The organism is Alistipes sp. An54, assembly GCF_002159375.1.
Taxonomy (GTDB): Bacteria; Bacteroidota; Bacteroidia; order Bacteroidales; family Rikenellaceae; genus Alistipes; species Alistipes megaguti.
This window is the reverse complement of sequence record NZ_NFIA01000007.1, coordinates 131,538-156,920: the sequence shown is the minus strand read 5'-3', so window position 1 is coordinate 156,920 and position 25,383 is coordinate 131,538. Positions and strand designations below refer to the sequence as shown.

The 25,383-nt window shown below is 64.7% G+C and carries 17 protein-coding genes; 11 read left to right on the top strand and 6 right to left on the bottom strand.

The features are described from left to right. Window positions 1-11 precede the first annotated feature (11 nt). Window positions 12-662, bottom strand: a complete 651-nt coding sequence (locus tag B5G09_RS08505) for a Crp/Fnr family transcriptional regulator (RefSeq protein WP_087404852.1) — start codon at window positions 660-662, stop codon at window positions 12-14. Window positions 663-809: 147 nt separating this feature from the next. Here B5G09_RS08505 and B5G09_RS08500 point away from each other — a divergent pair, with 147 nt between their 5' ends. From B5G09_RS08500 to B5G09_RS08450, 11 genes are all read left to right on the top strand, one after another. Beyond that, on the top strand, window positions 810-2,654 hold the full coding sequence (locus B5G09_RS08500; RefSeq protein WP_143256510.1) for a hypothetical protein: 1,845 nt from the start codon (window positions 810-812) through the stop codon (window positions 2,652-2,654). A gap of 13 nt (window positions 2,655-2,667) precedes the next feature. Beyond that, window positions 2,668-4,914, top strand: a complete 2,247-nt coding sequence (locus B5G09_RS08495) for a hypothetical protein (RefSeq protein ID WP_143256509.1) — start codon at window positions 2,668-2,670, stop codon at window positions 4,912-4,914. 59 nt (window positions 4,915-4,973) lie between these two features. Then, on the top strand, window positions 4,974-5,879 hold the full coding sequence (locus tag B5G09_RS08490; protein WP_087404849.1) for a hypothetical protein: 906 nt from the start codon (window positions 4,974-4,976) through the stop codon (window positions 5,877-5,879). A gap of 60 nt (window positions 5,880-5,939) precedes the next feature. Beyond that, the gene (locus B5G09_RS08485; protein WP_143256508.1) at window positions 5,940-8,264 is read left to right on the top strand and encodes a hypothetical protein; all 2,325 of its coding nucleotides are present in this window, start codon (window positions 5,940-5,942) and stop codon (window positions 8,262-8,264) included. A 262-nt stretch (window positions 8,265-8,526) separates the two neighbouring features. Continuing rightward, the gene (locus B5G09_RS08480; RefSeq protein ID WP_087311018.1) at window positions 8,527-9,141 is read left to right on the top strand and encodes a hypothetical protein; all 615 of its coding nucleotides are present in this window, start codon (window positions 8,527-8,529) and stop codon (window positions 9,139-9,141) included. Between the two features lie 3 nt (window positions 9,142-9,144). After that, a complete protein-coding gene (locus tag B5G09_RS08475) occupies window positions 9,145-9,981 on the top strand; it encodes a DUF2764 family protein (protein WP_087310917.1) in 837 nt (278 codons plus the stop codon). A gap of 9 nt (window positions 9,982-9,990) precedes the next feature. After that, window positions 9,991-11,745: a V-type ATP synthase subunit A gene (locus tag B5G09_RS08470; protein ID WP_087310918.1), complete on the top strand. Its 1,755-nt coding sequence runs from the start codon at window positions 9,991-9,993 to the stop codon at window positions 11,743-11,745. 3 nt (window positions 11,746-11,748) lie between these two features. Beyond that, window positions 11,749-13,071: a V-type ATP synthase subunit B gene (locus B5G09_RS08465; RefSeq protein ID WP_087310919.1), complete on the top strand. Its 1,323-nt coding sequence runs from the start codon at window positions 11,749-11,751 to the stop codon at window positions 13,069-13,071. Between the two features lie 6 nt (window positions 13,072-13,077). Continuing rightward, window positions 13,078-13,686, top strand: coding sequence for a V-type ATP synthase subunit D (locus B5G09_RS08460; RefSeq protein ID WP_087310920.1), 609 nt, complete (start codon window positions 13,078-13,080; stop codon window positions 13,684-13,686). Further along, window positions 13,683-15,521, top strand: a complete 1,839-nt coding sequence (locus tag B5G09_RS08455; RefSeq protein WP_241147614.1) for a V-type ATPase 116kDa subunit family protein — start codon at window positions 13,683-13,685, stop codon at window positions 15,519-15,521. The genes B5G09_RS08460 and B5G09_RS08455 overlap by 4 nt, the downstream gene beginning before the upstream one ends. 57 nt (window positions 15,522-15,578) lie before the next feature. Further along, on the top strand, window positions 15,579-16,022 hold the full coding sequence (locus B5G09_RS08450; RefSeq protein ID WP_087310922.1) for an ATPase: 444 nt from the start codon (window positions 15,579-15,581) through the stop codon (window positions 16,020-16,022). A gap of 321 nt (window positions 16,023-16,343) precedes the next feature. Here B5G09_RS08450 and rnr read toward each other — a convergent pair whose 3' ends face one another. From rnr to B5G09_RS08425, 5 genes are all read right to left on the bottom strand, one after another. Continuing rightward, window positions 16,344-18,626: a ribonuclease R gene (gene rnr / locus B5G09_RS08445; protein WP_087404847.1), complete on the bottom strand. Its 2,283-nt coding sequence runs from the start codon at window positions 18,624-18,626 to the stop codon at window positions 16,344-16,346. A gap of 11 nt (window positions 18,627-18,637) precedes the next feature. Next, window positions 18,638-19,750, bottom strand: a complete 1,113-nt coding sequence (locus B5G09_RS08440) for a M20 family metallopeptidase (RefSeq protein WP_087311019.1) — start codon at window positions 19,748-19,750, stop codon at window positions 18,638-18,640. A 165-nt stretch (window positions 19,751-19,915) separates the two neighbouring features. Next, window positions 19,916-20,872, bottom strand: coding sequence for a methylenetetrahydrofolate reductase (locus tag B5G09_RS08435; RefSeq protein WP_087404846.1), 957 nt, complete (start codon window positions 20,870-20,872; stop codon window positions 19,916-19,918). Between the two features lie 7 nt (window positions 20,873-20,879). After that, complete coding sequence (gene metH, locus B5G09_RS08430; protein WP_087404845.1) at window positions 20,880-24,512, bottom strand: methionine synthase; 3,633 nt, start codon at window positions 24,510-24,512, stop codon at window positions 20,880-20,882. Continuing rightward, window positions 24,509-25,345, bottom strand: coding sequence for a glutaminyl-peptide cyclotransferase (locus B5G09_RS08425; protein ID WP_087404844.1), 837 nt, complete (start codon window positions 25,343-25,345; stop codon window positions 24,509-24,511). Before B5G09_RS08425 ends, metH begins: the two co-directional genes overlap by 4 nt. Between the last annotated feature and the right edge of the window lie 38 nt (window positions 25,346-25,383).

Below are 25,383 nucleotides of genomic sequence, written 5' to 3'. Positions count from 1 at the left end.
GCTCGTTTCTCCTATTTCAAGGTATAGCCGTCCGGGGTTTTGCAGAGGGTTCCCTGCTCGACCATCTGGCCGATCATGCGCGAAAGCGACGGACGCGCCACGCCGAGGATGAAGGCGACCTCCTGCAGGTTGCGGATCGAGTGGTTGTCCTTCAGATAGCTCACCACGCGCGAGGCGAGGCTCTGCAGGGCGAATTCGTTGATGCGCCGGCTGAGGAAGAGGCTGTGGTCGGAGATGATCGTCAGAAAGTTGCGCAGTACGGTGCGGTCCTGTTCGAGGATCTCGCGCAGGCTTTCGCGGGAGAGGACCCAGAGGCGGCAGTCGGCCTGGGCGATGATCGATACGGGATAGCGGTTTTCGGTTCCGAAGACGAATGCCGAGGCGAGCGTATCGGGGGCCGAGAGGGTGTCGAGGGTCAGTTCGCGCCCTTCGGCGCTGGTCATCTGCGCGTAGACGCTCCCCTCGCACAGCAGGAACAGCGTTCGGCAGACGTCGTCCTGCAGGGCGATGAAATCCCCCTTTCGGTAGGAGGCGTATCGGCCCGGGGAGCGTTGCAGAACCGCCTCCAGAACCATCCGGTCGCCCCCGCGGAAGAGGGGCATGTCGTAAATTTCACACTCCATCGAGGGTCGAATCTTGCAGTTGTGGATCCGGCGTAACATGGGTTACGCAAAACGTCGTTCGGGGGTTCTACTTTTGCACCCGGTTCGAAGGGGCGTTCTCCTCGGGACAGGATTCGACGGTGCTGCCCTTCGCCAACACGAACGAACGTACAAAGATAACAATAAAAAGGCCAAATGAGCAGATTTTTGACTGTTGTTTTATGGAGCAGCCTCTTGCTGACGGGGTGCCGGCAGGACGACTGGAGTCCGTCGGTACCGGCTGCGGCGGGCGATGCGGCGGTGTTCCGTCTCCGCGGCGGGGCCTACGACGGAGCGGCGACCCGCGTGGAGGATCTCCGTGCGGATTACGACCGCGTGGAGTTCCGCGTGGTTGACGCCGCCTCGGGGGATGCGATCGGCGATCTGAGGGGGCTCTACCACCCCGACGGTTCCGAACTGCGGATCGAGGGGCTTCGCGAGGGCGACTACCGGCTGCTGGTGCTGGGCATCCGCGGCGACTGGTCGCGTGACGGCGTGGAGGTGCACCCGATCTCGCACATCGACGAGGAGTGGGTGAGTTTTCCGGCCGATCCGGGCGAGCCGCTTGCGGCCGAATACTTCTATTCGCAGAGCCCCTTCACGGTGCGGACCGACATTTCGTCCGAGGGCATCGTCACCTCGCAGGTGACGGGCACGGAGACCCTCCAGCAGCGGATCATCGGGCGTGCCGACTTCACCTTCGCCTACGAGAATCCCTATATCCGCACGGCGCTCGTGTCGTTGCGTGCGACGCTCGGCGGGGCCCGCTTCCATACGGGAATGACCGGTACCGGGGAGTTTACCGGCGAGAGCGGCGAACTCTCGCTGGAGACGGATCTCGGGGAGGCCTCCACCTATTGTTTCCTGCCTCTGGCCGGGGGGACGTCGCTGCGGGGCGAGATCGAACTGGTGACGCGCACCTACCGCGGAGGCGAAGTGCGCCGCACGTTTGCCTACGAGCTCGCCGATCTGGAGCCCAACCGCATCGAACGGATCCATACGCCGGTGGTCCATCCGGACAATACGTCGGGTACGATGTTCATCACGCCGCAGGCTTACGCCGAGGGCTCGCATGGACAGATTCTGCAGGACGGCGAGCCGAAGACGGTCTACACCGATCCCGCGCAGCGGCGTTTCAATACGGCGGCGCCGCTTCAGCTCTCGGTGACCGACGCCGGCGAGCTCCATGCACGGTTCTACTCGCCGCGCCCCCTTTCGGGGGTGCTGGTCCGGGCGCGGATTCCGCGTGTCGACAGCGAGTATCTGGATCTGGCCTGGTTCGACAGCATACCGCCCTTTGCCGACTTCTGCGAGCGGCTGCCGCAGCTCGAACGTCCGACGCAGTGTCTGTCGGAGTCGGGCCGCTGGGTCGACCTTCCGCAGCTGACGGCGGCCGATTTCGAAGGGGTTGAGTTCGCCGTCGAGTGCGAGGACCCCTACTGGAAGAAACTGCGGCAGATCATCCACGGCTGGACCATTGCCTTCAGCCTTTTCAACGGTGATCCCGACCGTCCGGACGGCGGTCCCTCGGGCAACTGGATGGGTATCCGGCCCGTGCATTGCCGCGAGGCGGTGGCCTTCTTCCTGAACTTCACCTACATGATCGACATGCCCGAACACGAGGTGATCCTGCGCGAGAATCAGGACCGTCTCTACGGCAACGGCGGTGTCAACGACAAGGTGACCCCCGAGCGGGTGTTGAGCCAGATGCGCCAGAGCCGCAGTCTGAATGTCGGGCTGGTCTATCCGGGCAACGGCATCGTGGGTCTGGGCGGCGGTTCGTCGTACGGCGTCTACCAGCAGGCATGGCTCCAGCACTACTTCGACACCTATTCGTGCGAGATCATGTTCCACGAGCTGGGACACGTCATGGGCTACAACCACAGCAGTTCGTTCACCTACGGACCCTGGGCGCAGGAGCTGATGAACCATTTCTACGTCAACCACCTCGATCAGATGCCGATCGACTCGCCCTCCTATCTGAACAGCAGCCGGAATCCGACTTTATATTGAACCGATGATGAAGATGCGACATACGATACGCCTGGCAGCCGCGCTGTTGCTGCCGCTGTTTGCCTCGACGGGCTGTTCGCGCGACGAGGTGCTCCCGATGTCCGCTCCCGCGGCGTCGACGCTGGCCCTGCGGCTGTCGGCCGCAAGCCCCGACGGCGGGCTTGCGGAGGCTTCCGATGCCGAGTCGGTGATCCATGCCGTGACGGCCTGCCGCTTCGAGGCGGGACGGCTGCAGGAGGTGATTCCGGGGGTTGCCGCCGCCGGCGGACTCTACACCTTTTCGACGGCCACGCCGCGCGGCGAACTCCGCCTGGTGGCCAACGGCGCCGGTGTTGAGGCGCTCGGAAGCCTGCTCCCCGGCGTTACGACTCTTGCCGATTTCGAACGGCTCGAAGCCTCGCTCGGGGAGATGACCCGCGAGGGGCTGGCGATGACCGGCCGACTGACGCTCGACGCGGCGGAAGGGGCGGCCGGGGAGCGTGCCGTGACGCTGCGCCGCAGCGTGGCACGCATCGACCTGAGGTCGCGCGAGGCCGGGGTCGAGGTTCATTCGGTCGTCATCCGCCGGGTGGCGGACCGCGGATACCTTTGGGAGCCGTCGGCCCCGGCCTCGCCCTCCTCGGCCGCCCGCGACGAATTCCGTCGCGACTACGGCGACCGACCGCTGACGGGGGCGGGTGAGACGCTGCTCTACCTTTGCGAGCAGACGAACGACGCCATGGAGATCGAGGTGACGGCCCGTTTCGGCGGTGGCTGGCACCGCCTGCGGAGTACGCTCCCGGCCGCAATTCGTCGCAATACGGTCTATACGCTCGAGGTGCGCGGCCACGGTGCCGCGGCCGGCATCGAGGTGATCTCCGGCAGCTGGGAGACAGGTCCGGGCGTGGAGTCGACGCCTGTTGCTGAGGGGTTGATCGACGTCGCGTTGTCGGAACTTCCCGATGACGTACGGGTCAATGCCGCGTGCGACACGCTCTACATTCCCCATACGCCCAGCCGGCTGCGCGTCGTGCTGCGCGGCGGGGCGGGCTCCGAGGTGACGGTCGACGGCGCGGTGCGCGGAGTCGAGGTCACGCCGCAGCGTCTGACCCGCGGACTGGAGCAGGTGGCGGCCGTGGAGGTGAGCAGCCCGTTGCGGGTTCCGGGCACGAAGACCGGTTACGTCGGTCTGACGCTCTGGCGCGACGGGGTCACCTCGGGACGTGTCGTGCTCTGCTTCGCGGCCCACCCCGTGCGGGTCGAGGGTGAGTTGTCGTTCGACGATGCCGGACTCTGCGACTTCGGCCGCTACATCGAGGGCGAACTGGCCCGCATCACGCTCCCCGAGGGGATGCAGTTGCGGCTGGAGTTTGCCGACGGCGAGTCGCGGTGGATGGATCTGGCCGGAACGGAGGAGGGTGCGTGGCGCCTGCTCGGCGGCTGGAAGCCCAACGACCCGACGGCCGACGGCCGCGAACAGGAGGGACAACTGGTCATCACCGATGCGGCGGGCGGTTACGCGGAACGCTACACCGTGCGGCGCCGCAACTGGGGTCTTCCGGTGGTGAAGATCGGCGGCGAGTGGTGGTGCAAGTACAACCTGCGGGGCAATGCGAAACGTTTCGAGGATCAGGTCCCGATTGCGGGCGATCCTGCGGCGGACGGTGCGCTGGCCGACCATCTGATCGCCTGCGACGGTGAGGAGCTGCTCACGCTGCTGGGCGACCAGTACCAGGCGTGCAGCCCCGAGGGGCTTCCGCTGCGCCACAACGGCACGGCCTTCTACCACGAGGGAATGGTCTCCACGACGCAGAACTACGGAACGCTCGATCCGGCGGAGATGGCCCCCTACGGCTACCGGATCCCCGATTACGACGACTATGCCTTCTTTACGCGCAACGAGAACTACAACATCGGCGGAGTGGGCGAGCGCACGTATACGAATGCCGCCGGCGAGTCGATCACGGTGCGCATCCAGGAGCGCAAGGCCGAATTCCTGGGCCACGCCTACGGGACGATTGCCGTCTACGAATTCCGCTCGGGCGATGCCGTGTGGGTGCTGGCCGGGCTGGGCCATCAGTGGAACACCACGGCGGGCAGCATCTCGCCGATGATGCTGCTGCTGGCCACCTGGGGCAATGCCTCGAAGACGTGGGTCATGGAGGGTTACGCCGCGGCCGACCGCCCGGGACAGAACTGGATCAAGTTCATGGCCCAGAATACGACCAAGACGCGTCTGGTGCGCTGCGTGAAGACGCCCGTCGAATACATCTACGACTGATCATCGAACAAGCAACCACATAACCTTAAGTAAACAAAACGTTAAACAAGACAAAGACCATGAAAACGAACAAGATGACGACTGTGATGACGATTGCTTTTGCCGCCGCCATGGCCCTGGGCCTGAGCTCCTGCTCCGAGCGGATGGAGACTCCGGCAACGCCGGGTGCACCGGCGCTGTTGCCGGTGGTGAGGGCGCAGCTGGCAGCCTTCGAGGGCGGAGGCCAGGCGCTCGAGGGTGAGAATACGCTGACCGACCTGCGCGCCTGCCTCTTCGTGGATGGCACGCTGGCGAAGGTCTACACGCTGCCCGTGACGCCCGATGCCGGCCGCGGCGTGCAGCTGGAACGCCACGCCGGAACGCTCTACGTGGTGGCCAACACCGAGGGGCTGCTGGATCTCGATGCCCTGCAGCAGGGCAGCCTGAGCGAGAGCGACTGGAAGAAGATGGCCGTAACGACCGCCGGCAAGGCTCCGGCGAACTTCTTCTCGGGCAGCATCTCGCTCGACGGGCTGGAGAACACGCAGACGGAACTTCCGGTGACGCTCCGGCGCGGTGTGGCTCGTTTCGACCTGCAGATCCGCACGGCCGGCAAGGCTTCGGTAAGCAGCATCATGCTGAAGAATGCCGCGCAGTCGGCCTACCTCTTCCCGGTCGAGGGTGATCTTTCGCCCGAAGCCGTGTCGCGCCAGGATGTCGCCGCAACGATCTCGGAGCCGCTGACGCAGGATACCCCCGCCGTGCTTTACGCCTACGAGCAGGAGAACGACAACCTCACGGTGGAGATCGTGGCCGAGATCGACGGTCAGGTGAAGACCCTCACCAAACAGCTCGGCATGGCCCTCGAGCGCAACAAGATCTACACGCTCACGGTGCGCAAGGATGTCATCGACGTGAGCCTCGATCTCTCGTTCGACGAGTGGGAGCCGGGCGGTGACACCGAGCTCATGCCGGCACGCCGATAACCCGTCCGTCCGGACGACCGTACGTTTCACCCGTTCAACCTCGAAAAAAGCTGCAAATTCATGAAAAGACGAAATGATCTGTTGATGCGGACCCTGGGGCCGATGGCCCTGTGCGCAAGCCTTCTGGCGTGTGCGGAGTCTCCCGAGACGATTCCGGGGGATGCCGACTCGGGCGGGGTGGTCCGGATTTCGGCCACGTCGTTCGCCCCGGGCGGCGACGCCCCGGCGGTGGCGGGCGAGGCGGCGGTCGGAAGGGTCGACGCCTACCTCTTCGAGGCGGGGCGTCTGACGCGGATCTTTAGTGATCTCCCGCTCGTGGGATCGGGCTGCAGCCTGCCGCTCGAAAGCCTTTCGGGACGGCTCTACGTGGTGGCCGACGGCCGCCCGGAGCTTCTCGACGCGGCGCCGGAAGAGGGTCTCTCCGAGCAGGAGTGGCTCGCCGCGACGATCGGCGGTGACTCCCCGGCGGCCGAGCGCTTCTCGACCGCACGGCTCGATCTCTCGGAGGTGACGCCCGGCACGGCCTCCGTACCGCTGGCGCTGACCCACGGTACAGCCCGCGTCGACCTGCGGCTGCGGGTGGCCGGGGAGGCCGAAGTCCGTTCGATCACCTTCGCCGATGCCGCCTGTGCGGGTCCTCTCTGGAGCCGTGACGGGGCCGCCGTGAAGACCGGCACCGCCCTGCGCGATCTGGAGATCCGGATGGAGACTCCCCTTGCGGAGGATACCCCCGCGGTGGCCTACCTCTACGAACAGGACAACGCCTCGCTGCGCGTGCGCCTGGAGGCGGAGATCGACGGCAAGCCCTCCACGCTGGAGGGGGCGCTGCCGCGGCCGCTGCTCCGCAACCGCATCTATACGGTGACCGTGCGCAAGGATGCGACCGATACGGATGCCCGGCTGACGGTCGAGGCGTGGGGCGACGGTGGCGAGACGCCGCTCGATCCCGATCTCGACACTCCGCTGACGGTCGACACGGAGCGTTCGGAACTCCCCGACGGGGTGCGGGTCGAGGATGGAGGGTCGACCCTTGTGCTGCCCTACACCGAGACCGAGGTGATGCTGGCCGTGGCGTGCGACAGCCAGCTGGAGGTGATCCCGATGCCGGATTTCCCGCTGGTGGTCGAGGAGGTGTCGACGGGTGCTACGCCCGAGGATATCAACCTCTTCCGGATCCGCAAGGGGCTCTTCGCCCCGAACCGCGAGGCGGCCGGGGTGCCGCTGCGCTTCCGCCGCAAGGGGCTCGAACAGTTCTACCCCGAGGAGCGGATCCTGCTGGTGCTGGAGGCCAACCCTTCGCGTACGCAGGGGGCGCTGGAGTTCGACAATGCCGAACACACGGTCGATTTCGAACGCTATGTTGACAACGAGTTGGGTCGCTTCGTGCTGGCTCAGGGCAAACGCCTCGAGGTGGAGTTCGATCCGGGGGAGGATCCGTGGATCCGCCTCTCGGAAGCCGACGGCGACGCCCGGACGGTGCGTGTGGTGGCCGGCTGGCGCCCGAACGACCCGACGGCCGACGGACGCCGTCAGGCGGCCCGCCTGGTGGTGAGCAACCTTGAGGACGGTTCGCAGCGCGAGGTCTACACCGTCGTGCGCCGCAACTGGGGACTCCCGGTGACGTGGTTCCACGGCGTGTGGTGGTGCAAGTACAACGCCCGGGGCCGTTCGCGCCACTTCGAGGATCAGATCCTCTCGTCGGCCGACCCGGCCGTCGAGGCCGGCAAGAGCCTCTACGAATACCTGGGCTCCTGCCCGCCCGAGGAGTACTTCGACCTCTGGGGCTGGGGCTATCAGGGCGACAGCGGCCAGGGGCTGAAGGTCGTCGAGCAGGACGGCAAGGCCGTGCTTGGGGGTTTCTCGACCGACGTGACCGTACATATCAACAAACTGCCGGCCGACGCCCTCTCGCCCGACGGCTACGAGCTTCCCTCGATGGAGGAGTTCAACTGCGTCTTCGACGCCACGGACTACATCTGGATGATGTGGAGCGGTTCGCATACGCTCCGCACCCCCTGGGAGGGCCATTCGGCCATCAAGCGCACGCAGCAGCGGCGCAGCGACGTCACGGTCGGCTCGCTGACGCTCAACGAACTGATCAGCGTGCGGATGTGGAGCCCCGACTTCCCCGATGACGAGGGGATCACCTGGTACGGCGCCGCCGCACAGTGGAATGCCGACGGCATCCGCCACTCGAACCACTACAACAACATCCTCTTCGGCGTCCACTCGCCTGAAGGCTCGGGTTGGTACATCAACGGCGGCATGACCAACCTCTACATGACCCGGAACGGCGCCGGTACGAAGGATACGCGCACGCTGCGCTTCAAGAAGTCGGCCGTGGAGTATGTCTACGGCCCCGACGCCGACCGCCCGATGCGATGAGTCCTCCGCCGCCCGATGGCTGTGAAGGATCCTCCGTCACCCGACGGACGCGACCGCCGCTTTGCCGGCCGGACGTCCCGATTCCGAATCACCCCTGTCCCGAAAGGAGCAGGGGTGATTCGCTTTCCCGGACGCGATGATCGTTTTACACCCGAAATTCGTCATTTGCGGATAAATTGTCGCCGGCAAATGCGGTTTATTCGTAATCTTTTATATATTTGTAGGCGCATTTGAAAAACAATAATCAAAACACGATAACATGATGGAAAACAAACTGCAGGAGTTGACCCGCAAACTCTACGACGAAGGGTTGGAGAAAGGTCGTGCCGATGCCGACCGGCTGATCGCCGATGCCAAGGCCCAGGCGCAGAAGATCCTCGCGGAGGCCGAGACCCGCGCCGCCGGGATCGTCCGCGCTGCCGAGTCCCGCGCCGAGGATGTGGAGAAGAACACCATGACCGAGATCGCTCTGGCCGGACGGCAGGCCGTCTCGAAGATCAAGTCCGAGATCGCCACGATGATCGTCACCAAGGCTACGGCCGAAGGGGTCAAGTCCGCGGCGCTCGATCCGAAGTTCCTCGAGGAGATGCTCATCGCCGTGGCCCGCAACTGGAACGGTGCCGAGGCGGGCAAGGTGACGCTCGAAGCCCTGCTCCCGGAGGATGCCCGTCAGACACTCGACGCCGCCTTTGCCAAGAGCGCCCGTGCGCTGCTCGATGCCGGCATCGAGGTGGGGTGGTCCCGCGAGGTGAAGACCGGATTCAAGATCGGCGCCAAGGAGGGCGGTTACTACATCTCCTTCACGGATGCCGATCTGGAGGCCCTGCTGGGCGAATACCTCCGCGACAAGGTCTATCAACTCCTCTTCAAGGCTTAGGGCATGTTCGCAACCCAATACTATACGCTGGTTGCCTCGCTGAGGGAGTACGCGCTCGATGCCGATACGAAGGGCTTCGATGCCCGCGAGATCATCGACTCGATTCTCGAAGGGGTCTCGGCCGCCGATGCCCGCCGCGTGCGGCTTCTGTACGGCTACTACGACTGCGAGAATCTGGCGGCCCTGCGCAGCGGCCGGACGGCCTTCAATGAGCTGGGCAACCTTTCGCGCGAGGAGCTCGAGGAGGAGCTCCGCTCGCCGCAGCGTCTCCCCGAGGCGCTGGCTCGCGTGGTGAGGGCCTACGCCGATCCCGAAGGGGAGGAGGCCGAGTCGGTCGATACGGCGCAGCGCTTCGAGAAGGAGCTCTTCGAGGCCTATTACGCGGCCTGCGAGGGGTCGCGCAGCCGTTTCCTGCGCGCATGGTCGGCCTTCGACCGCACGCTGCGCAACGTCACGGCCGCCGTGGCGGCACGTACGGCCGGCCGCAGCATCGACGAGGCGGTGGTCGGCCAGGGCGATGTGGCCGATCAGCTGCGGCGCAGTTCGGCGGCCGACTTCGGCCTGCGCGGCGAACTGCCCTGGATCGACGCCGTGATCGCCGCCCTGAACGACGAGGCCAACCTCGTCGAGAAGGAGCGTAAACTCGATCTGATCCGCTGGTCGGAGGCCGCGGAACTGGCTACGTTCGACTACTTCGACATCGACGCCATCCTCTCCTATCTGGTCCGCGTGAATATCGTGGCGCGCTGGACGCGGCTCGATGCCCGACGCGGCCGCGAGATGTTCACCCGCCTGATGGCCTCGCTCGACGGCCGGCAGCTCATTGAAAATAAACAATAAAACGATACCATGAAAACTACGGGACGTGTAAACGGTATCATCTCCAACATCGTGATCGTCAAGGCCGACGGACCTGTGGGCCAGAACGAGATCTGCCACGTGTGGACGGGTGATACGAAGATGATGGCCGAGGTCATCAAGGTCATAGGCGATGCGGCCTATGTACAGGTTTTTGACAGCACGCGCGGGCTGAAGATCGGCGACCGCGTCGAATTCGAGGGGCACATGCTCGAGGTGACGCTGGCTCCGGGTCTGCTGTCGCGCAACTACGACGGTCTGCAGAACGACCTCGAGAAGATGGAGGGGCTGTTCATCGCCCGCGGGTCGATCACCGATCCGGTCGATTTCGACGCCGAGTGGGAGTTCACGCCGCTGGCCAAGGCCGGTGACAAGGTCTCGGCCGCCTCGTGGCTGGGCGAGGTGCAGGAGAAATGGGTGCGCCACAAGATCATGGTCCCCTTCACGATGACGGGCCGCTATACGGTCAAGAGCGTGGCCAAGGCCGGCAAGTACAAGGTGCGCGACACGGTGGCCGTGGTGACCGACGACGAGGGCCGCGACCACGAGATCACGATGGTGCAGAAGTGGCCCGTCAAGCAGGCCATCCGCTGCTACACGGAGAAGCCGCGTCCGTCGCGCGTCATGGAGACCGGCGTGCGCGCCATCGACACCTTCAACCCCATGGCCGAGGGCGGTACGGGATTCATCCCCGGGCCGTTCGGCGCCGGCAAGACCGTGCTGCAGCACGCCATCTCGAAACAGGCCGATGCCGACGTGATCATCATGGTGGCCTGTGGCGAGCGTGCCAACGAGGTGGTGGAGATCTTCAAGGAGTTCCCCGAACTGGTCGACCCCCGCACGGGCCACAAGCTGATGGAGCGTACGATCATCATCTGCAATACGTCGAACATGCCCGTTGCGGCGCGTGAGGCGTCGGTCTACACGGGTATGACCATCGGCGAGTACTACCGTTCGATGGGTCTGAAGGTGCTGGTCATGGCCGACTCGACGTCGCGCTGGGCCCAGGCACTGCGCGAGATGTCGAACCGTCTGGAGGAGCTTCCGGGTCAGGACGCCTTCCCGATGGACCTCTCGGCCATCATCTCGAACTTCTACTCGCGCGCCGGTCTGGTGAAGCTGACCAACGGCGAGACGGGTTCGGTCACCTTCCTCGGTACGGTGTCGCCCGCCGGCGGTAACCTCAAGGAGCCCGTCACCGAATCGACCAAGAAGGCCGCGCGCTGCTTCTACGCCCTTTCGCAGGGGCGCGCCGACTCGAAGCGCTACCCGGCCATCGACCCGCTGGACTCCTACTCGAAATACCTCGAATACCCGGAGATCCGCGAATACCTCGACGGCCATATCGAGAAGAACTGGGTCGACCTGGTCTATGCCGGCAAGACGATCGTGCAGCGCGGCAAGGAGGCCAACGACCAGATCAACATTCTGGGTGACGACGGTGTGCCGGTCGAGTACCACGAGCGCTTCTGGAAGTCGGAGCTGCTCGACTTCGTCATCCTGCAGCAGGACGCCTTCGACGCCATCGACGCCAACTGCCCGATCGAGCGTCAGAAGATGATGTACGAGATGGTGCTGGGAATCTGCCGGAAGGAGTTCTCGTTTGCCGATTTCGAGCAGTGCTCGCAGTTCTTCAAGGGGTTGATCAACCTCTTCCGCCAGATGAACTACTCGGAGTGGAAGTCGGAGAAGTTCGAGAACTACAAACGACAGATCGAAGAGTATGTGAGTGAAAAAAACAACTAAGCCATGACAACACGCGCATTTCAGAAGATATATACCCGCATTGACAACATCACCAAGGCCACGGTGACGCTCCGGGCCCAGGGGGTCGGCAACGACGAACTGGCCACCGTGGGCGGCAAACTGGCCCAGGTGGTGAAGATTATGGGCGAGAACGTGACGCTTCAGGTTTTCGCCGGCACCGAGGGCCTCGCGACCGATTCGGAGGTCATCTTCCACGGCGAACCGCCGAAGCTGCGAGTTTCGGACGCCCTGGCCGGGCGCTTCTTCAACGCCTACGGCGAACCGCTCGAGGGCGGTGAGATCGTCGAGGGCGAGGCCCGCGAGATCGGCGGCCCGACGGTCAACCCCTTCAAGCGTATCCAGCCCTCGGAGCTCATCGCAACGGGTATCGCCGGCATCGACCTCAACAACACGATCGTCACGGGCCAGAAGATCCCCTTCTTCGCTGACCCGGACCAGCCCTACAACGCCGTGATGGCCAACGTGGCCCTGCGTGCCAAGGCCGACAAGATCATCTTGGGCGGCATGGGTCTTACGAACGACGACTTCCTCTACTTCAAGTCAGTCTTCGAGAACGCCGGTGCGCTGGACCGCATCGTCTCGTTCGTCAACACGACGGAGAATCCGCCGGTCGAGCGTCTGCTTGTCCCGGACATGGCGCTGACGGCGGCCGAATACTTCGCCGTCGACAAGGGCGAGAAGGTGCTGGTGCTGTTGACGGACATGACGCTCTACGCCGATGCCCTGGCCATCGTCTCGAACCGTATGGACCAGATCCCCTCGAAGGACTCGATGCCCGGATCGCTCTATTCGGACCTGGCGAAGATCTACGAGAAGGCCGTGCAGCTGCCCAACGGCGGTTCGATCACCATCATCGCCGTGACGACCCTTTCGGGCGGCGACATCACGCACGCCGTGCCCGACAACACGGGTTACATTACGGAGGGTCAGTTGTTCCTGCGCAACGATTCGGATACGGGCAAGGTGATCGTCGACCCGTTCCGTTCGCTGTCGCGTCTGAAGCAGTTGGTCATCGGCAAGAAGACGCGTGAGGACCATCCGCAGGTGATGAACGCCTGCGTGCGTCTGTATGCCGACGCAGCCAACGCCAAGACGAAGCTCGAAAACGGTTTCGACCTGTCGGACTACGACGAACGGGCCCTGAAATTCGCCCGCGACTACTCGGAAAAACTGCTGGCGATCGACGTCAACATCGGCATCACGGAGATGCTCGACACGGCGTGGAGCCTCTTTGCGAAGTACTTCTCGAAGGAGGAGGTCGCCATCAAGGAGGAACTCATCAGGAAATACTGGAAGGAGGCGTAAAAGAAGATGGCCATCAAGTTCCAATACAACAAGACCTCGCTGGGCGAACTCGGCAAGCAGCTGAAAATGCGGCAGAAGGCCCTTCCGACGATCAAGAGCAAGGAGTCGGCGCTGCGTTCCGAGGTGAAGAAGGCGAAGGACTCCGCAGGCGACTACCGTCGGCAGCTCGAAGCCCTGAAGGCCGAGTACGACTACATGGTGTCGTTGTGGGGAGAGTTTGACAGTGACCTGCTCCGCATTGCGGATGTGGATCTGGCCGAGCGCAAGATCGCCGGTGTCCGCATCCCCGAGCTGGAGGGGGTCCGCTTCGAGGAGAAGGCCTACGACCTCTTCTCCTCGCCGGCGTGGTTTGCCGACGGGGTGGGGATCCTCAAGCGGCTGGCACGCCTGGGCCTCGAATATGAGGTCTATGTGCGGCGCATGGAGCTGCTGGATTTCGCCCGCCGCAAGACCACGCAGAAGGTGAATCTCTACGAAAAGGTGCAGATCCCGGGCTATGAGGATGCCATCCGCAAGATCAAGCGCTTCATGGAGGACGAGGAGAACCTTTCGAAATCGGCCCAGAAGATCGTCAAAAACAAACAACAGGCTGCCGGGGAGGGCGCTCTGCTATGATAGCCAGAATGTCGAAATACGACTTTGTGCTCTATGCGGCACAGAGCGGGGATTTCATCGCCCGGCTGCGTGAGCTCGGGCTGGTGGACATCACCACCACGGGGTGGGAACCCTCGGAGGAGGACCGGCAGCTGCTGCTCGACATCGAGGGTTGCACGAAGGCCGCGGAGTTCCTCAAGGCGTTCCGCGCCGACAGAAGCCACGATGCCCTGCGCGGCGAACCCTTTGCCTCGGGGCGCGAGGCCTACGAACACTATGCCGCGGCGCAGCGCGAAGCAACCGCCATCCGCACGGAGATCGCACGGCTGGAGAAGGCGGCCGACGAGTTGCGTCCGTGGGGCGCGTTCGATGCGGAGCGCACGGCGCAGCTGGCGGCCGACGGCGTTGTGCTGCGTTATTTCTCGGCGCAGCGCAGTACGTTCGACAAGATGAAGGAGGAGTGGGCGGCCAGCTATACGCTCTCGGAGATCTCGCGCACGGATGCTGCGGTATGGTTCGTCGTGGTGACGGCTCCGGGTGAGGAGGTGGCCATCGACGCCCAGGAGATGAAGACCCCTCAGATGGATATCCGCGAGGCGGAGCGTCGTCTGGCGGCCGAGCGGGAGCGTCTGTCGGCGCTCGACGCGGAATTTGCCCGCGTGGCGGCCTCCGAAGAGCTGCTGGCGCAGTATGCCGCCGAACTCAGGGAGCGGCTGCAGGGCGTGCGCGTCGAGGCGACGGCCCGGCACGAAGCCGACGGCTCGCTGGTGATCATGGAGGGGTGGGCCGAGACCGAAACCTCGGCGAAGGTCGACGCGCTGCTCGAGGCGTACCCCAATGTCGTCTGGCTCAAGAGCGACCCGACGCCCGAGGACGATACGCCCGTCAAGCTGAAGAACAACCGCTTTGCGCGGATCTTCGAGATGATCGGCGACCTCTACGCCCGGCCGAAGTACGGCACGCTGGATCTGACGCCCTTCTTCGCGCCGTTCTACATGCTCTTCTTCGGCATCTGTCTGAACGATGCCGGATACGGTCTGGTATTGCTGGCCGCGGGACTCTTCATGCTGTACAAGTTCCGCGAGCCGGGCATGATGCGCCGCGCCGCGTGGTTCGCCACGCTGTGCGCCCTGACGACGGTCGTCTTCGGCGCCATCTGCGGCTCGTTCTTCGGCCTGAGCCTCAGCGAGTACTTCCCCTCGATCCCGTTCTTCGACTTCCAGGGCAAGTTCTTCATCATCTCGCTGGTGATCGGTCTGGTGCAGATCCTTTTCGGCATGGCGCTCAACATCTGGACGACGACGCGCTGCTTCGGCATCACGCACGCCTTCGGGCAGTTGGGATGGTTCATCATCCTCGTCTCGTGCTCGCTGGCCGTGGCGCTGCCCATGGCCGGGATCACGATTCCGGGCTTCACGTCCGGGTCGGTGGCCTTCTACGTGGCGCTGGGAATCGGCGGTGTGCTGCTGCTGGTGCTCAACAACCCGCGGCGCAATCCGCTCGTTAACGTCGGAGCCGGGCTGTGGGATCTCTACAACAACATCACCGGCCTGCTGAGCGACGTGCTGTCGTACATCCGTCTGTTCGCCATCGGACTGTCGGGCGGTGTGCTGGCACTGGTCTTCAACACGCTGGCCGAGGGCTTCGTCCCCGAGGGCGCCAACATCGTGGTGCGGCTGCTGGTGATGATTCCGATCCTGCTGATCGGCCACGGCATCAACCTCTTCATGTCGACCATCTCGTCGTTCGTTCACCCGATGCGACTCACCTTCGTGGAGTTCTTCAAGAACGCCGGCTTCGAGATGGCCTCGCGGTCGTTCGACCCCATCCGCAAAATGGACAAGACAAACGAATAAACAAAACAATAATCAAAAACTTTTCAAAACACTATGGAAACAACAACAGCATTGGTAATGGCTTACGTCGGCGTAGCGTTGATGGTGGGCCTGGCGGGCATCGCATCCTCCATCGGAACGGCCATCGCAGGCATGGCTTCGGTCGGTGCCATGAAGAAGAACGGCGACGCCTTCGGTAGCTACATGATCCTCTCGGCGCTCCCCGGTTCGCAGGGCCTCTACGGCTTCGTCTGCTTCTTCCTCGTGCAGGGCGGACTGACCAACCCGACGATGACGCAGGGCGCAGCCATTCTGGGTGCCGGTATTCTGGTCGGTATCGTCAATCTGGCTTCGTCGATCTATCAGGCGAAGATCTGCGCCAACGGTATCGCTGCCATCGGAAACGGTCACGACGTGATGGGTAAGACGCTGATTCTGGCCGCCTTCCCGGAGTTGTACGCCATTCTGTCGGTTGCCGCCACCTTCCTGATCGCCACGCTCGACGGCGTGAACCTCTTCTAAGGAGGCGCATTTCCGCGATGCAAAAAAGCCCCGTCCATTTCGGACGGGGCTTTTGCGTGTTGGGGGCAGAATCGGCACGCCGGGGCAGAACCCGCGGGCAGAGGCGGAATCGGCGGGCGGGGGAGGAGCATCGGCGGGCCGGCTGGGCGGTGAGGTGCGGGCATCCCGATTGTGGCAATGCGGATGACACTCTCATACGGGCCCCATGCGCGACACCCTCGTACGTGTGCCCATGTGCGACTCTCTCATACGGGCGTCCTTCACGACTCTCCACATACGTGCGTCCGCGCACGATACCAGTCCCCCCCCCTCTCTCCGGAATTACCGGCCGCGGCGGCGCGAGGAGTGGCTCACCTTCGGCCCTGGACCTTTGTCAGAGACCTTGCCTTTGCCCTTGCCGCGACTGCGGTCGTCGGACGATCCGGAGCGGCGGTTCGGCAGTCCGGGCAGCAGCAACTCGAAGTCGAGCTGGCGCTTCTGCAGGTCGGCCCGCTTGACGCGGATCCGCACGGGGCTGCCCAGCGTCAGCTTGATGCCGGTCGAGCGCCCGATCACCTCGTACTGCTGTTCGTCGAAGAGGAAGAAGTCGCCCGGAATATCGCGCAGGAAGGACATACCCTCGATGTGGGTCTCGTCCAGTTCGACGTAGATGCCCCATTCGGTGAGTCCCGAGACGTGGCCGTCGAACTCCTCGCCGATGTGCTCCTTCATGAATTCGACCATCTTGTACTTGATCGAGGCGCGTTCGGCCTCGGCGGCGATCACCTCGCGCTCCGATGCCCGCACGCAGAGCTCCTCGACGGGATCCTTCGGTACCGACTTGCCGCCCTCGAGGTAGTGGGCCAGCAGACGGTGGACCATCATGTCGGGATAGCGGCGGATCGGTGAGGTGAAGTGCGTGTAGTAGGGGAAGGCCAGACCGTAGTGGCCGATGTTGTCGGTCGAGTAGTAGGCCTTGGCCATCGAGCGCACGGCCATCGTCGTGACGGCGTTCTCCTCGGTTGAACCCTTGACCTGCTTGAGAAGTTTGTTCATCTCCCGGGCCACGGCGCGCCCCTTCGAGGCCTTGAAGATGTGGCCGAAGCGGAGGATGAACTGCCGGAAGCGGTCGAGCTTCTCCTCGCTGGGCGAGTCGTGGACGCGGAAGACCATCGTGCGGGGCACGGCGCGCCCCTTGTCGTTGCGGCGGTGGGCGCAGAATTCGGCCACGCGCCGGTTGGCCAGCAGCATGAACTCCTCGATCATCTGGTTCGACTCCTTCTGCTCCTTGAAATAGACGCCCAGCGGCTTGCCGCTCTCGTCGAGCTTGAACTTCACCTCCTCGCGTTCGAAGGCGATGGCGCCGTTCTTGAAACGCTGGGCCCGCATGGCCTGGGCCAGGCGGTTGAGCGTGAGGATCTCCTCGGCGTAGTCGCCCCGGCCGGTCTCGATCACCTCCTGCGCCTCGGCGTAGGTGAAGCGGCGGTCGGAGTGGATCACCGTGCGGCCGAACCACTCGTCGAGGATCTCCAGGTTCTCGTTCATCGTGAAGACGGCCGAGAAGCAGAGGCTCGTCTCGTTGGGACGCAGCGAGCAGAGCTCGTTCGAGAGGCGCTCGGGGAGCATCGGAACGGTGCGGTCGACCAGATAGACCGACGTGCCGCGTTCGACGGCCTCGTCGTCGAGCACCGAGTGGGGCTTGACGTAGTGGGTGACGTCGGCGATGTGGACGCCGATCTCCCAGACGCCGTCGCGCACCTTGCGCACCGAGAGGGCGTCGTCGAAGTCCTTGGCGTCGGCCGGGTCGACCGTGAAGGTCACCACCTGGCGGAAGTCGCGCCGGCTGGCGATCTCACGGGCCGTGATGCTGCCGTCGATGGCCTTGGCCGCCTCCTCGATTTCGGGTTCGAAGCGGTAGGGGAGTTCGTATTCGGCCAGGATGGCGTGCATCTCCGTATCGTTGTTGCCGGCGATGCCCAGCCGCTCGACCAGTTCGCCCACGGGGCTCTTGCTGCCGGGCTGCCAGTCGACAATGCGCACGACGACCTTCTCGCCGTCGCGCACGTCGGGATAGGCGCGTTTCGAGAGGTAGATGTCCATCGGCATGCGGCGCGAGTCGGCCCTGACGAAGATCTGGTGGGCGCCGACCTCGGCCACGCCGACGTAGGGCTTGTGACACCGTTCGAGGATGCGCGTCACCTCGCCCTCGAACTTGCCGTTGCGGCCGCGGTGGATGACGGCCACCTCGACGCGGTCACCGTCCAGCGCATTGGCCGTGTTGCGCGGGTTGACGAAGATATCCTCCTCCTGCCCCTCGACCTCGACGTAGACGGCTCCCGACTGCGTCATGCTGGCCACACCCTCGTAGAGCGGGCGGTGCTGCTGCGAGAGGCGGTACTTTTCGCGCGAGCACTCCTCGACGATCCCCTCGTCGAACAGCCGGCTGAGGATCTCGAACGTCTCGCGGCGCCCCTCCTTCGAGGCTCCGCCCGAGACCGATGCCAGGTATTTGAGCGTGAACTGCGTGTTGGGAAAATCGCGGAACATGTGAAGAATGATCTCTTCACGGGCCGATCGCTTGTTTTTGGCCCCCTCTTTCGGGGTCCGTTGTTGTCTCTTGTTCATATCGTGTGTCTTTATTTTTCGAGAATCCGCAGGGCCAGTTCGTGCATGAAGGCGATGCCCGGTTCGATAGCCCCCTCGTCGGGAAGGAACGTCGCCGTGTGGGAGCGTCCGGCCGCGGCGCCGACCCCGAGGCGGTAGAAGAGCGATGGATACTCCCGGCAGTAGAAGCCGAAATCCTCGGCCGTGGTCCGCAGCGGAAGCATCTCGATGTGGCGTCCTTCGTGGCGGGCGATGGCCACGGCCAGTTTGACGAGGATCTCGTCGTTGACCACGCACGGGTAGCCGTGGCTGATCTCCACGCGGGTCTTCACGCCGCGTCGCGCGTCGATCTCGGCGGCGATGTTGGCGATGCGCTGGTGGAGGATCTTGCGCTGGCGTTCGTCGAACGTGCGCAGCGTCCCCTCCATGTAGACCTCGTCGGGGACGATGTTCGTGGCGCCGAGGGCCTCGAAGCGGCCGATCGACAGCACGCACTCCTCGCCGTTGAGGGCTACCAGCCGCGTGAGCAGTTCGGCTCCGGCGGCCACGGGGTCCTTCAGCAGCTGGCGCATGGCGCCATGGCCGCCCGTTCCGTGGATCCGCAGCCGCAGTTCGTCGCTCGAGGCCATGTACTTTCCGGCTCGGAATCCGAAGCTGCCGACCTCGAGCTGCGCATCGACGTGTTCGCCCACCACGGCGCGGATGTCATACCCCTCGAAGGGCTTTTCGGCCAGCACGAGCGATGCGCCGCCCGGGTTGCACTCCTCGCCGGGCTGGAAGAGCCCGAAGAGCGTACCGCGGAAGTCGGGCCGGGCGGCCATGCGCTGCAGCACGCCGTAGAGGACGGCGGCATGCATGTCGTGGCCGCAGGCGTGCATCACGCCGCGGCGCTGCGAATGCCACGTACAGTCGTTCTGTTCGTCGATCGGCAGGGCGTCGATGTCGGCCCGCAGCACGACGGCGCGGCGGTCGTCGGCCACACTTTTCGATCCGCGGATCGAGGCCAGGACGCCGGTCCCGGCCACGCGGCGATGGGCGATCCCCAGCGCATCGAGCCGCTCTTCGATATAACGGGCCGTCTCCTGCTCCTGGAACGAGAGTTCGGGATGGGCGTGCAGATGGCGTCGGAATTCGACGGGGGTTATCTCCTTGTTACTTTCCATATAACCTTTGAAAGAAAATAGCTTGTCAGAGGCCGCTCCCCGGACGAATCGTCCGCCCGGTGCGTGACTCCGCGTTGTCCTTCTTTCGGGGCGGGAGGGCGGTCCGGTCTGTTTCCCGGCCCGGACGCACCCTCCCCCTCTCTTTGATCAGAAGAGCGCCGAAACGATCTTCTGAATGTTTGTTGTGCGGCTCATTGTATAATAGTGCAGCACCGGGACGCCGGCGGCCATCAGTTTGCGGCTCTGGGCGATGGCCCATTCGGTGCCGATCTCGCGGGCGCTTTCGGGGTGGGCCTTCACCTCGCGGGCCAGCTCCTCGGGGATCGAGACGTGGAACGTCTCGGGCAGCACCTCCAGATGGCGGGGCGTCGACAGCGGTTTCAGTCCGGGGATGATCGGTACGGTGATCCCCGCCTCGCGGCAGCGGCGCACGAAGTCGAAGTACTTGCGGTTGTCGAAAAAGAGCTGCGTGATGACATACTCGGCGCCGGCGTCGATCTTGGCCTTCAGGTGGGCGATGTCCGAGGTGATGTCGCGCGCCTCGAAGTGGACCTCGGGATAGCCGGCCACGCCGATCGAGAATTTCGAGTGGTGGCACTCTTCGACCTCGCCGTCGATGAAGCGGCCGTGGTTCATGTCGTCGATCTGCCGCACCAGGTCGATGGCATGGGCATGACCCTGCGGATGGGGCATGAAGCGGCGTTCGTTCTGCGACTTGTCGCCGCGCAGCGCCAGCACGTTGTGCAGTCCGAGGAAGTCCATGTCGATGAGCGTGTCCTCGATGTCGTATTTCGACAGCCCGCCGCAGATCAGGTGCGGAACCACCTCCACGCCGTAGCGCTGCTGGATGGCCGCCGAGATGCCGACCGTGCCGGGGCGCCGCCGCACGACGTGCCACTCGATGCTGCCGTCCTCGCGTACGGTCTCCTTGATTGCCTCGCGGTGGAACGTGATGTTGATGTAGGCCGGGCGGTAGGGCATCAGCGGCTCGATGGCGGCGAAGATCTTCTGGCTGCCGTCGCCCTTGAGCGGCGGCAGGAGTTCGAAGGCGAAGCGCGTGCGCTTCGTGGCGATGGCTTCGCGGATGATATCGACTACGTTCATGGCTGTGTCAGAGATTGTTGGGAATGAGTTTCTTGATTTGCTCGACCTCCATGCCGCGGCGGCGCGCGTAGTCGAGCAGCTGCTTGGTGTCGATCGTCCCGACGGAGAAGTACCCGCCGTCAGCGAACATCAGTCCGCAGATCGCCTCACCCGGATTGATCATCCAGTTCTCCGTCAGGCGCATGCCGGTCGTCGTTTCGACGGCCAGCAGGTCGAAGACCTCGCGCTTGAGCGAGTGGTCGGGCGCCGAGGGGTAGCCGAAGGCCACGCGGCAGCCGCGGTAGTGGCCGCGGATGATCTGCTGCGAGTCGATGCCGCCCTCGGTCTCGTAGCCCCACATCTGGCGCCGTACGAAGGTGTGCACCGCCTCGCCGAAGGCCTCGGTCAGCCGGTCGGCCAGCAGCTTCGACAGGATGGCCGAGTAGTCGTCGGCCTCCTTGCGGAAGCGCTCCTCGAGCTCCTTGAGTCCGATGCCGGCCGTCAGCGCAAAGCAGCCGATCCAGTCACCCTTCGGGGCGATCCGGTCGGCCAGCGACTGGTTCTCCTCGCCGCGCGTCTGGTTGCGTAGCATCGGGAGCCGTTTTTCACGCCCCTTGGTGTCCGTGATGAGGATGTCGTCGCGCTCCGAACGGGCCGGGAAGATCCCCACAACCCCCTGCAGCGTCAGCAGATGCTCCTCGCGGATCCGCTTCAGCAACGCCTGGGCATCGTCGAAGAGCTTGCGAGCCTCGGGACCCTTCTCGGGGTGGTCGAGGATCTCCGGATAGCGACCCTTGAGCCCCCAGGCCGGGAAGAAGAAGTTCCAGTCGATGAAGGGCTCGGCATCCGAGATGTCGAAGTCGGGGAAGACCAGACGCCCCGTGTGGAGCGGCTTGACGGGTTCGTGGGGCGGCAGCCCGCGGCGCGCCTTGTGCACCTCGACGATCGGAATCAGATCGCGCTGGCGGAGTTTGCGGGCATACTCCTCGCGCAGCGCGGCCTGCTGCCGCTTCACCTCTTCGACATAGGCCTCGGAACGGTTGCCCAGCAGCCGGGCCAGGATCTGCGTGTTCTGGCTGGCGTTGGCCGAGTGGATGACCGCCCCCGAGTAGACCGGGGCGATCTTCACGGCCGTATGGAGATCCGACGTCGTGGCGCCGCCGATGATCACCGGAATGCGCAATCCGCGCCGTTCGAGCTCCTCGCAGATGTGGGCCATCTCGTCGAGCGACGGGGTGATCAGTCCGCTCAGCCCGATGACCTGCGCCCCCCACGCCACCGCCTCGTCGACGATGCGTTCGGCCTCGACCATGACGCCCAGATCGCGGATCTCGTAGCCGTTGCAGGCCATCACCACCGAGACGATGTTCTTGCCGATGTCGTGGACGTCGCCCTTCACCGTGGCCACCAGCACCTTGCCGGCCGAGTGGGTCGTGGTGGCGGTCCCCTGCTCGATGTAGGGGGTCAGCACCGCCACGGCGCGCTTCATCACGCGGGCCGTCTTCACGACCTGCGGCAGGAACATCTTCCCCGCACCGAAGAGTTCGCCGACCTGCTCCATGGCGGGCATCAGCAGCCGGTCGATCACCGCCATCGGGCTGCCCAGTTCGCGGTAGGCCTCCAGCGCATCCTCCTCGATGTGGTCGGCAACGCCCTTGAGCATGGCGTAGTCGATGCGTTCGCGGAGCGTGCCGCTGCGCCAGACATCGGCCTGCTGCGGCTCCTGCTGCGCCGTCTGCTGCACCTGATGGGCATACTCCGTGAGGCGTTCCGAGGCATCGGGCCGGCGGCACAGCAGCACGTCCTCGACCCGTTCGAGCAGTTCGGGCTCGATCTGGCTGTAGACGCGCAGCATCTGCGGGTTGACGATCCCCATGTCCATCCCGGCGCGGATCGCGTGGTAGAGGAAGGCCGAGTGCATCGCCTCGCGCACGGCGTTGTTGCCGCGGAAGGCGAACGAGAGGTTCGACACCCCGCCCGAGACCTTCGCCCAGGGCAGGTGCTCCTTGATCCAGCGTGTGGCGTCGATGAAGGCCTTGGCGTAGCCGTCGTGTTCGGGAATACCCGTCGCCACGGCCAGTATGTTGGGGTCGAAGATGATATCCTCGGCCGGGAATCCGTTGTCGGTCAGCAGGCGGTAGGCGCGCTGCGCCACCTCGATCTTGCGTTCGCAGGTGTCGGCCTGCCCGCGCTCGTCGAAGAGCATCACCACGGCGGCGGCTCCGTAGCGGTGGATTTCGGCCGCACGCCGCAGGAACTCCGCCTCGCCCTCCTTCAGCGAGATGGAGTTGACCACCGACTTGCCCTGCACGACCTCGAGGCCGGCGGTGAGCACCTCCCACTTCGACGAGTCGATCATCACCGGCACGCGGGCGATTTCGGGCTCCGCGGCCATCAGGTTGAGGAACGTGCGCATGGCCTCCACGCCGTCGATCATGCCGTCGTCCATGCAGACGTCGACCACCTGCGCTCCGGCCTCGACCTGCGCCCGGGCCACCGAGAGGGCCTCTTCGTAGTTGCCCTCGCGGATGAGCCGCGCAAAGCGGGCCGAGCCGGCGACGTTCGTCCGCTCGCCGATGTTGATGAAGTTCGCCTCGGGGACCACCCGCAGCGGTTCGAGTCCGGCGAGCACCGTTTCGTGGCGCGGCTCGGGCAGCGGACGCGGGGTATATTGGTCGACGATTTTCGAGAGTTCGAAGATGTGGGCCGGAGTGGTTCCGCAGCAGCCGCCGACGATGTTGACCAGTCCGCGGCGCATGTACTCGCCCAGATCCTCGGCAAACATCGCCGGGGTCTCGTCGTAACCGCCCATGACGTTGGGCAGTCCGGCGTTCGGGTGGGCCGAGATGCGGGTCTGGGCCACCTTGGCCAACCGTTCGAGGTAGGGCATCAGCTGCCGGGCCCCGAAGCCGCAGTTCAGGCCGATCGACAGCAGCCGCGCGTGGGAGAGCGACGCGGCGAAGGCCTCGACGGTCTGTCCCGAGAGGGTGCGGCCGCTGGCATCGGAGAGCGTCCCGGAGACCATCACCGGGATCTGCCGCCCGAGCTCCTCACACAGGCGGTCGATGGCGTAGAGGGCCGCCTTGGCGTTGAGCGTGTCGAACACGGTCTCGACGAGCAGCACGTCGACTCCGCCCTCCACCAGTCCGCGGGCCTGGTCGGTGTAGGCGTCGACCAGCTGGCGGAAGGTCACCTCGCGGGCTGCGGGGTTGGCCACGTCGGCCGACATCGAGGCCGTGCGGTTCGTGGGGCCCATCGATCCGGCGACGAAGCGCGGTTTCTGCGGGTTGCGCGCCGTGAAGGCGTCGGCCGCCGCGCGCGCCACCTCGGCGGCCGCGCGCGAGATCTCGCGGGCCAACCCCTCGAGCCGGTAGTCGGCCAGCGAGACGGCATTGGCGTTGAACGAATCGGTTTCGATGATGTCGGCACCGGCCGCCAGGTATTTTTCGTGGATTTCGCGTACCACCTCCGGGCGGGTCAGCACCAGCAGGTCGTTGCAACCCTTGAGCTGCACCTCCCACGTGCGGAAGCGCTCGCCGCGGTAGGCCGCCTCGTCGAGTCCGTAACTCTGGACCATGGTGCCGAATCCGCCGTCGAGCAGCAGGATGCGGTGCTCGAGCAGCGCTTGCAGCGTCTTGTTTTTCGTTTCTGCGGGTATCATTGTTCGATAATCTCTATTTCGAAGAGTTTGCTCCAGTTCTTGCCCGTGACGAAGAGGCGTTTGGAGGCGGGGTCCCAGGCTATGCCGTTCAGCACGTCGGTCGAGGGGGTGCGCTCCCCGTCGGGCAGCAGCCCCGTGAGGTCGACCACCCCTTCGACGCGGCCCGTTGCCGGGTCGATGATGACGAGTTGGTCGGTCATGTAGACGTTGGCCCAGATGCGGCCGTCGATCCACTCCAGTTCGTTGAGGAAGGGGACCGGTTCGCCCTTCAGGGTGACGGTCACATGGCCGCTGCGGCGGAACGTCGCCGGGTCGACCGTGTAGAGGTTGGCCGATCCGTCGGTCATGTAGAGCTGTCGTCCGTCGGTGGTGATTCCCCATCCCTCGCCGGCGTAGCGGTGGTCGCGGAGCTTCTCGAGACCGCCCTCGGTGATGCGGTAGACGTGGGCGGTGTTCGACTGCCAGGTGAGCTGGAAGAGTTCGTCGCCCAGGATGGCGATCCCCTCGCCGAACTCCGAGCGCGGCAGCGTGGCCAGCACCCGGCTGCGGCCCGAGACCGGATCGAGCGTCTGCACGACCGATTCGCCGTACTGGCCCGTCCCCTCCCACAGCGCACCGTCGTGCCACAGCAGACCCTGCGTATAGGCCTTCGTGGAGTGGGGGTGGGAGGCCTTGACGCGGTAGGTGTAGTGTTTCGGTTCGGCGGGCACGGAGGCCGTCGTATGTTTTCGGGCCGTCGTATGTTTTCGGGCCGTCGAGCGTGTTCGGGCCGGGGAGTTCCCGCAGGCCGTGAGCAGGGCGCTCGCCAGCAGAAGAGTCGTCACAAGTTTCATCGTTCGCGGAGATAAAGCCTACAAAGGTACGAAAAGCA

Coding starts and splice junctions, on each gene's coding strand:
- B5G09_RS08450 (WP_087310922.1), top strand. CDS start 15,579: ATGGCTTACGTCGGCGTAGCGTTGATGGTGGGCCTGGCGGGCATCGCA.
- metH (WP_087404845.1), bottom strand. CDS start 24,512: ATGATACCCGCAGAAACGAAAAACAAGACGCTGCAAGCGCTGCTCGAG.
- rnr (WP_087404847.1), bottom strand. CDS start 18,626: ATGAACAAGAGACAACAACGGACCCCGAAAGAGGGGGCCAAAAACAAG.
- B5G09_RS08470 (WP_087310918.1), top strand. CDS start 9,991: ATGAAAACTACGGGACGTGTAAACGGTATCATCTCCAACATCGTGATC.
- B5G09_RS08460 (WP_087310920.1), top strand. CDS start 13,078: ATGGCCATCAAGTTCCAATACAACAAGACCTCGCTGGGCGAACTCGGC.
- B5G09_RS08490 (WP_087404849.1), top strand. CDS start 4,974: ATGAAAACGAACAAGATGACGACTGTGATGACGATTGCTTTTGCCGCC.
- B5G09_RS08485 (WP_143256508.1), top strand. CDS start 5,940: ATGAAAAGACGAAATGATCTGTTGATGCGGACCCTGGGGCCGATGGCC.
- B5G09_RS08465 (WP_087310919.1), top strand. CDS start 11,749: ATGACAACACGCGCATTTCAGAAGATATATACCCGCATTGACAACATC.
- B5G09_RS08495 (WP_143256509.1), top strand. CDS start 2,668: ATGCGACATACGATACGCCTGGCAGCCGCGCTGTTGCTGCCGCTGTTT.
- B5G09_RS08425 (WP_087404844.1), bottom strand. CDS start 25,345: ATGAAACTTGTGACGACTCTTCTGCTGGCGAGCGCCCTGCTCACGGCC.
- B5G09_RS08480 (WP_087311018.1), top strand. CDS start 8,527: ATGGAAAACAAACTGCAGGAGTTGACCCGCAAACTCTACGACGAAGGG.
- B5G09_RS08475 (WP_087310917.1), top strand. CDS start 9,145: ATGTTCGCAACCCAATACTATACGCTGGTTGCCTCGCTGAGGGAGTAC.
- B5G09_RS08435 (WP_087404846.1), bottom strand. CDS start 20,872: ATGAACGTAGTCGATATCATCCGCGAAGCCATCGCCACGAAGCGCACG.
- B5G09_RS08455 (WP_241147614.1), top strand. CDS start 13,683: ATGATAGCCAGAATGTCGAAATACGACTTTGTGCTCTATGCGGCACAG.
- B5G09_RS08505 (WP_087404852.1), bottom strand. CDS start 662: ATGTTACGCCGGATCCACAACTGCAAGATTCGACCCTCGATGGAGTGT.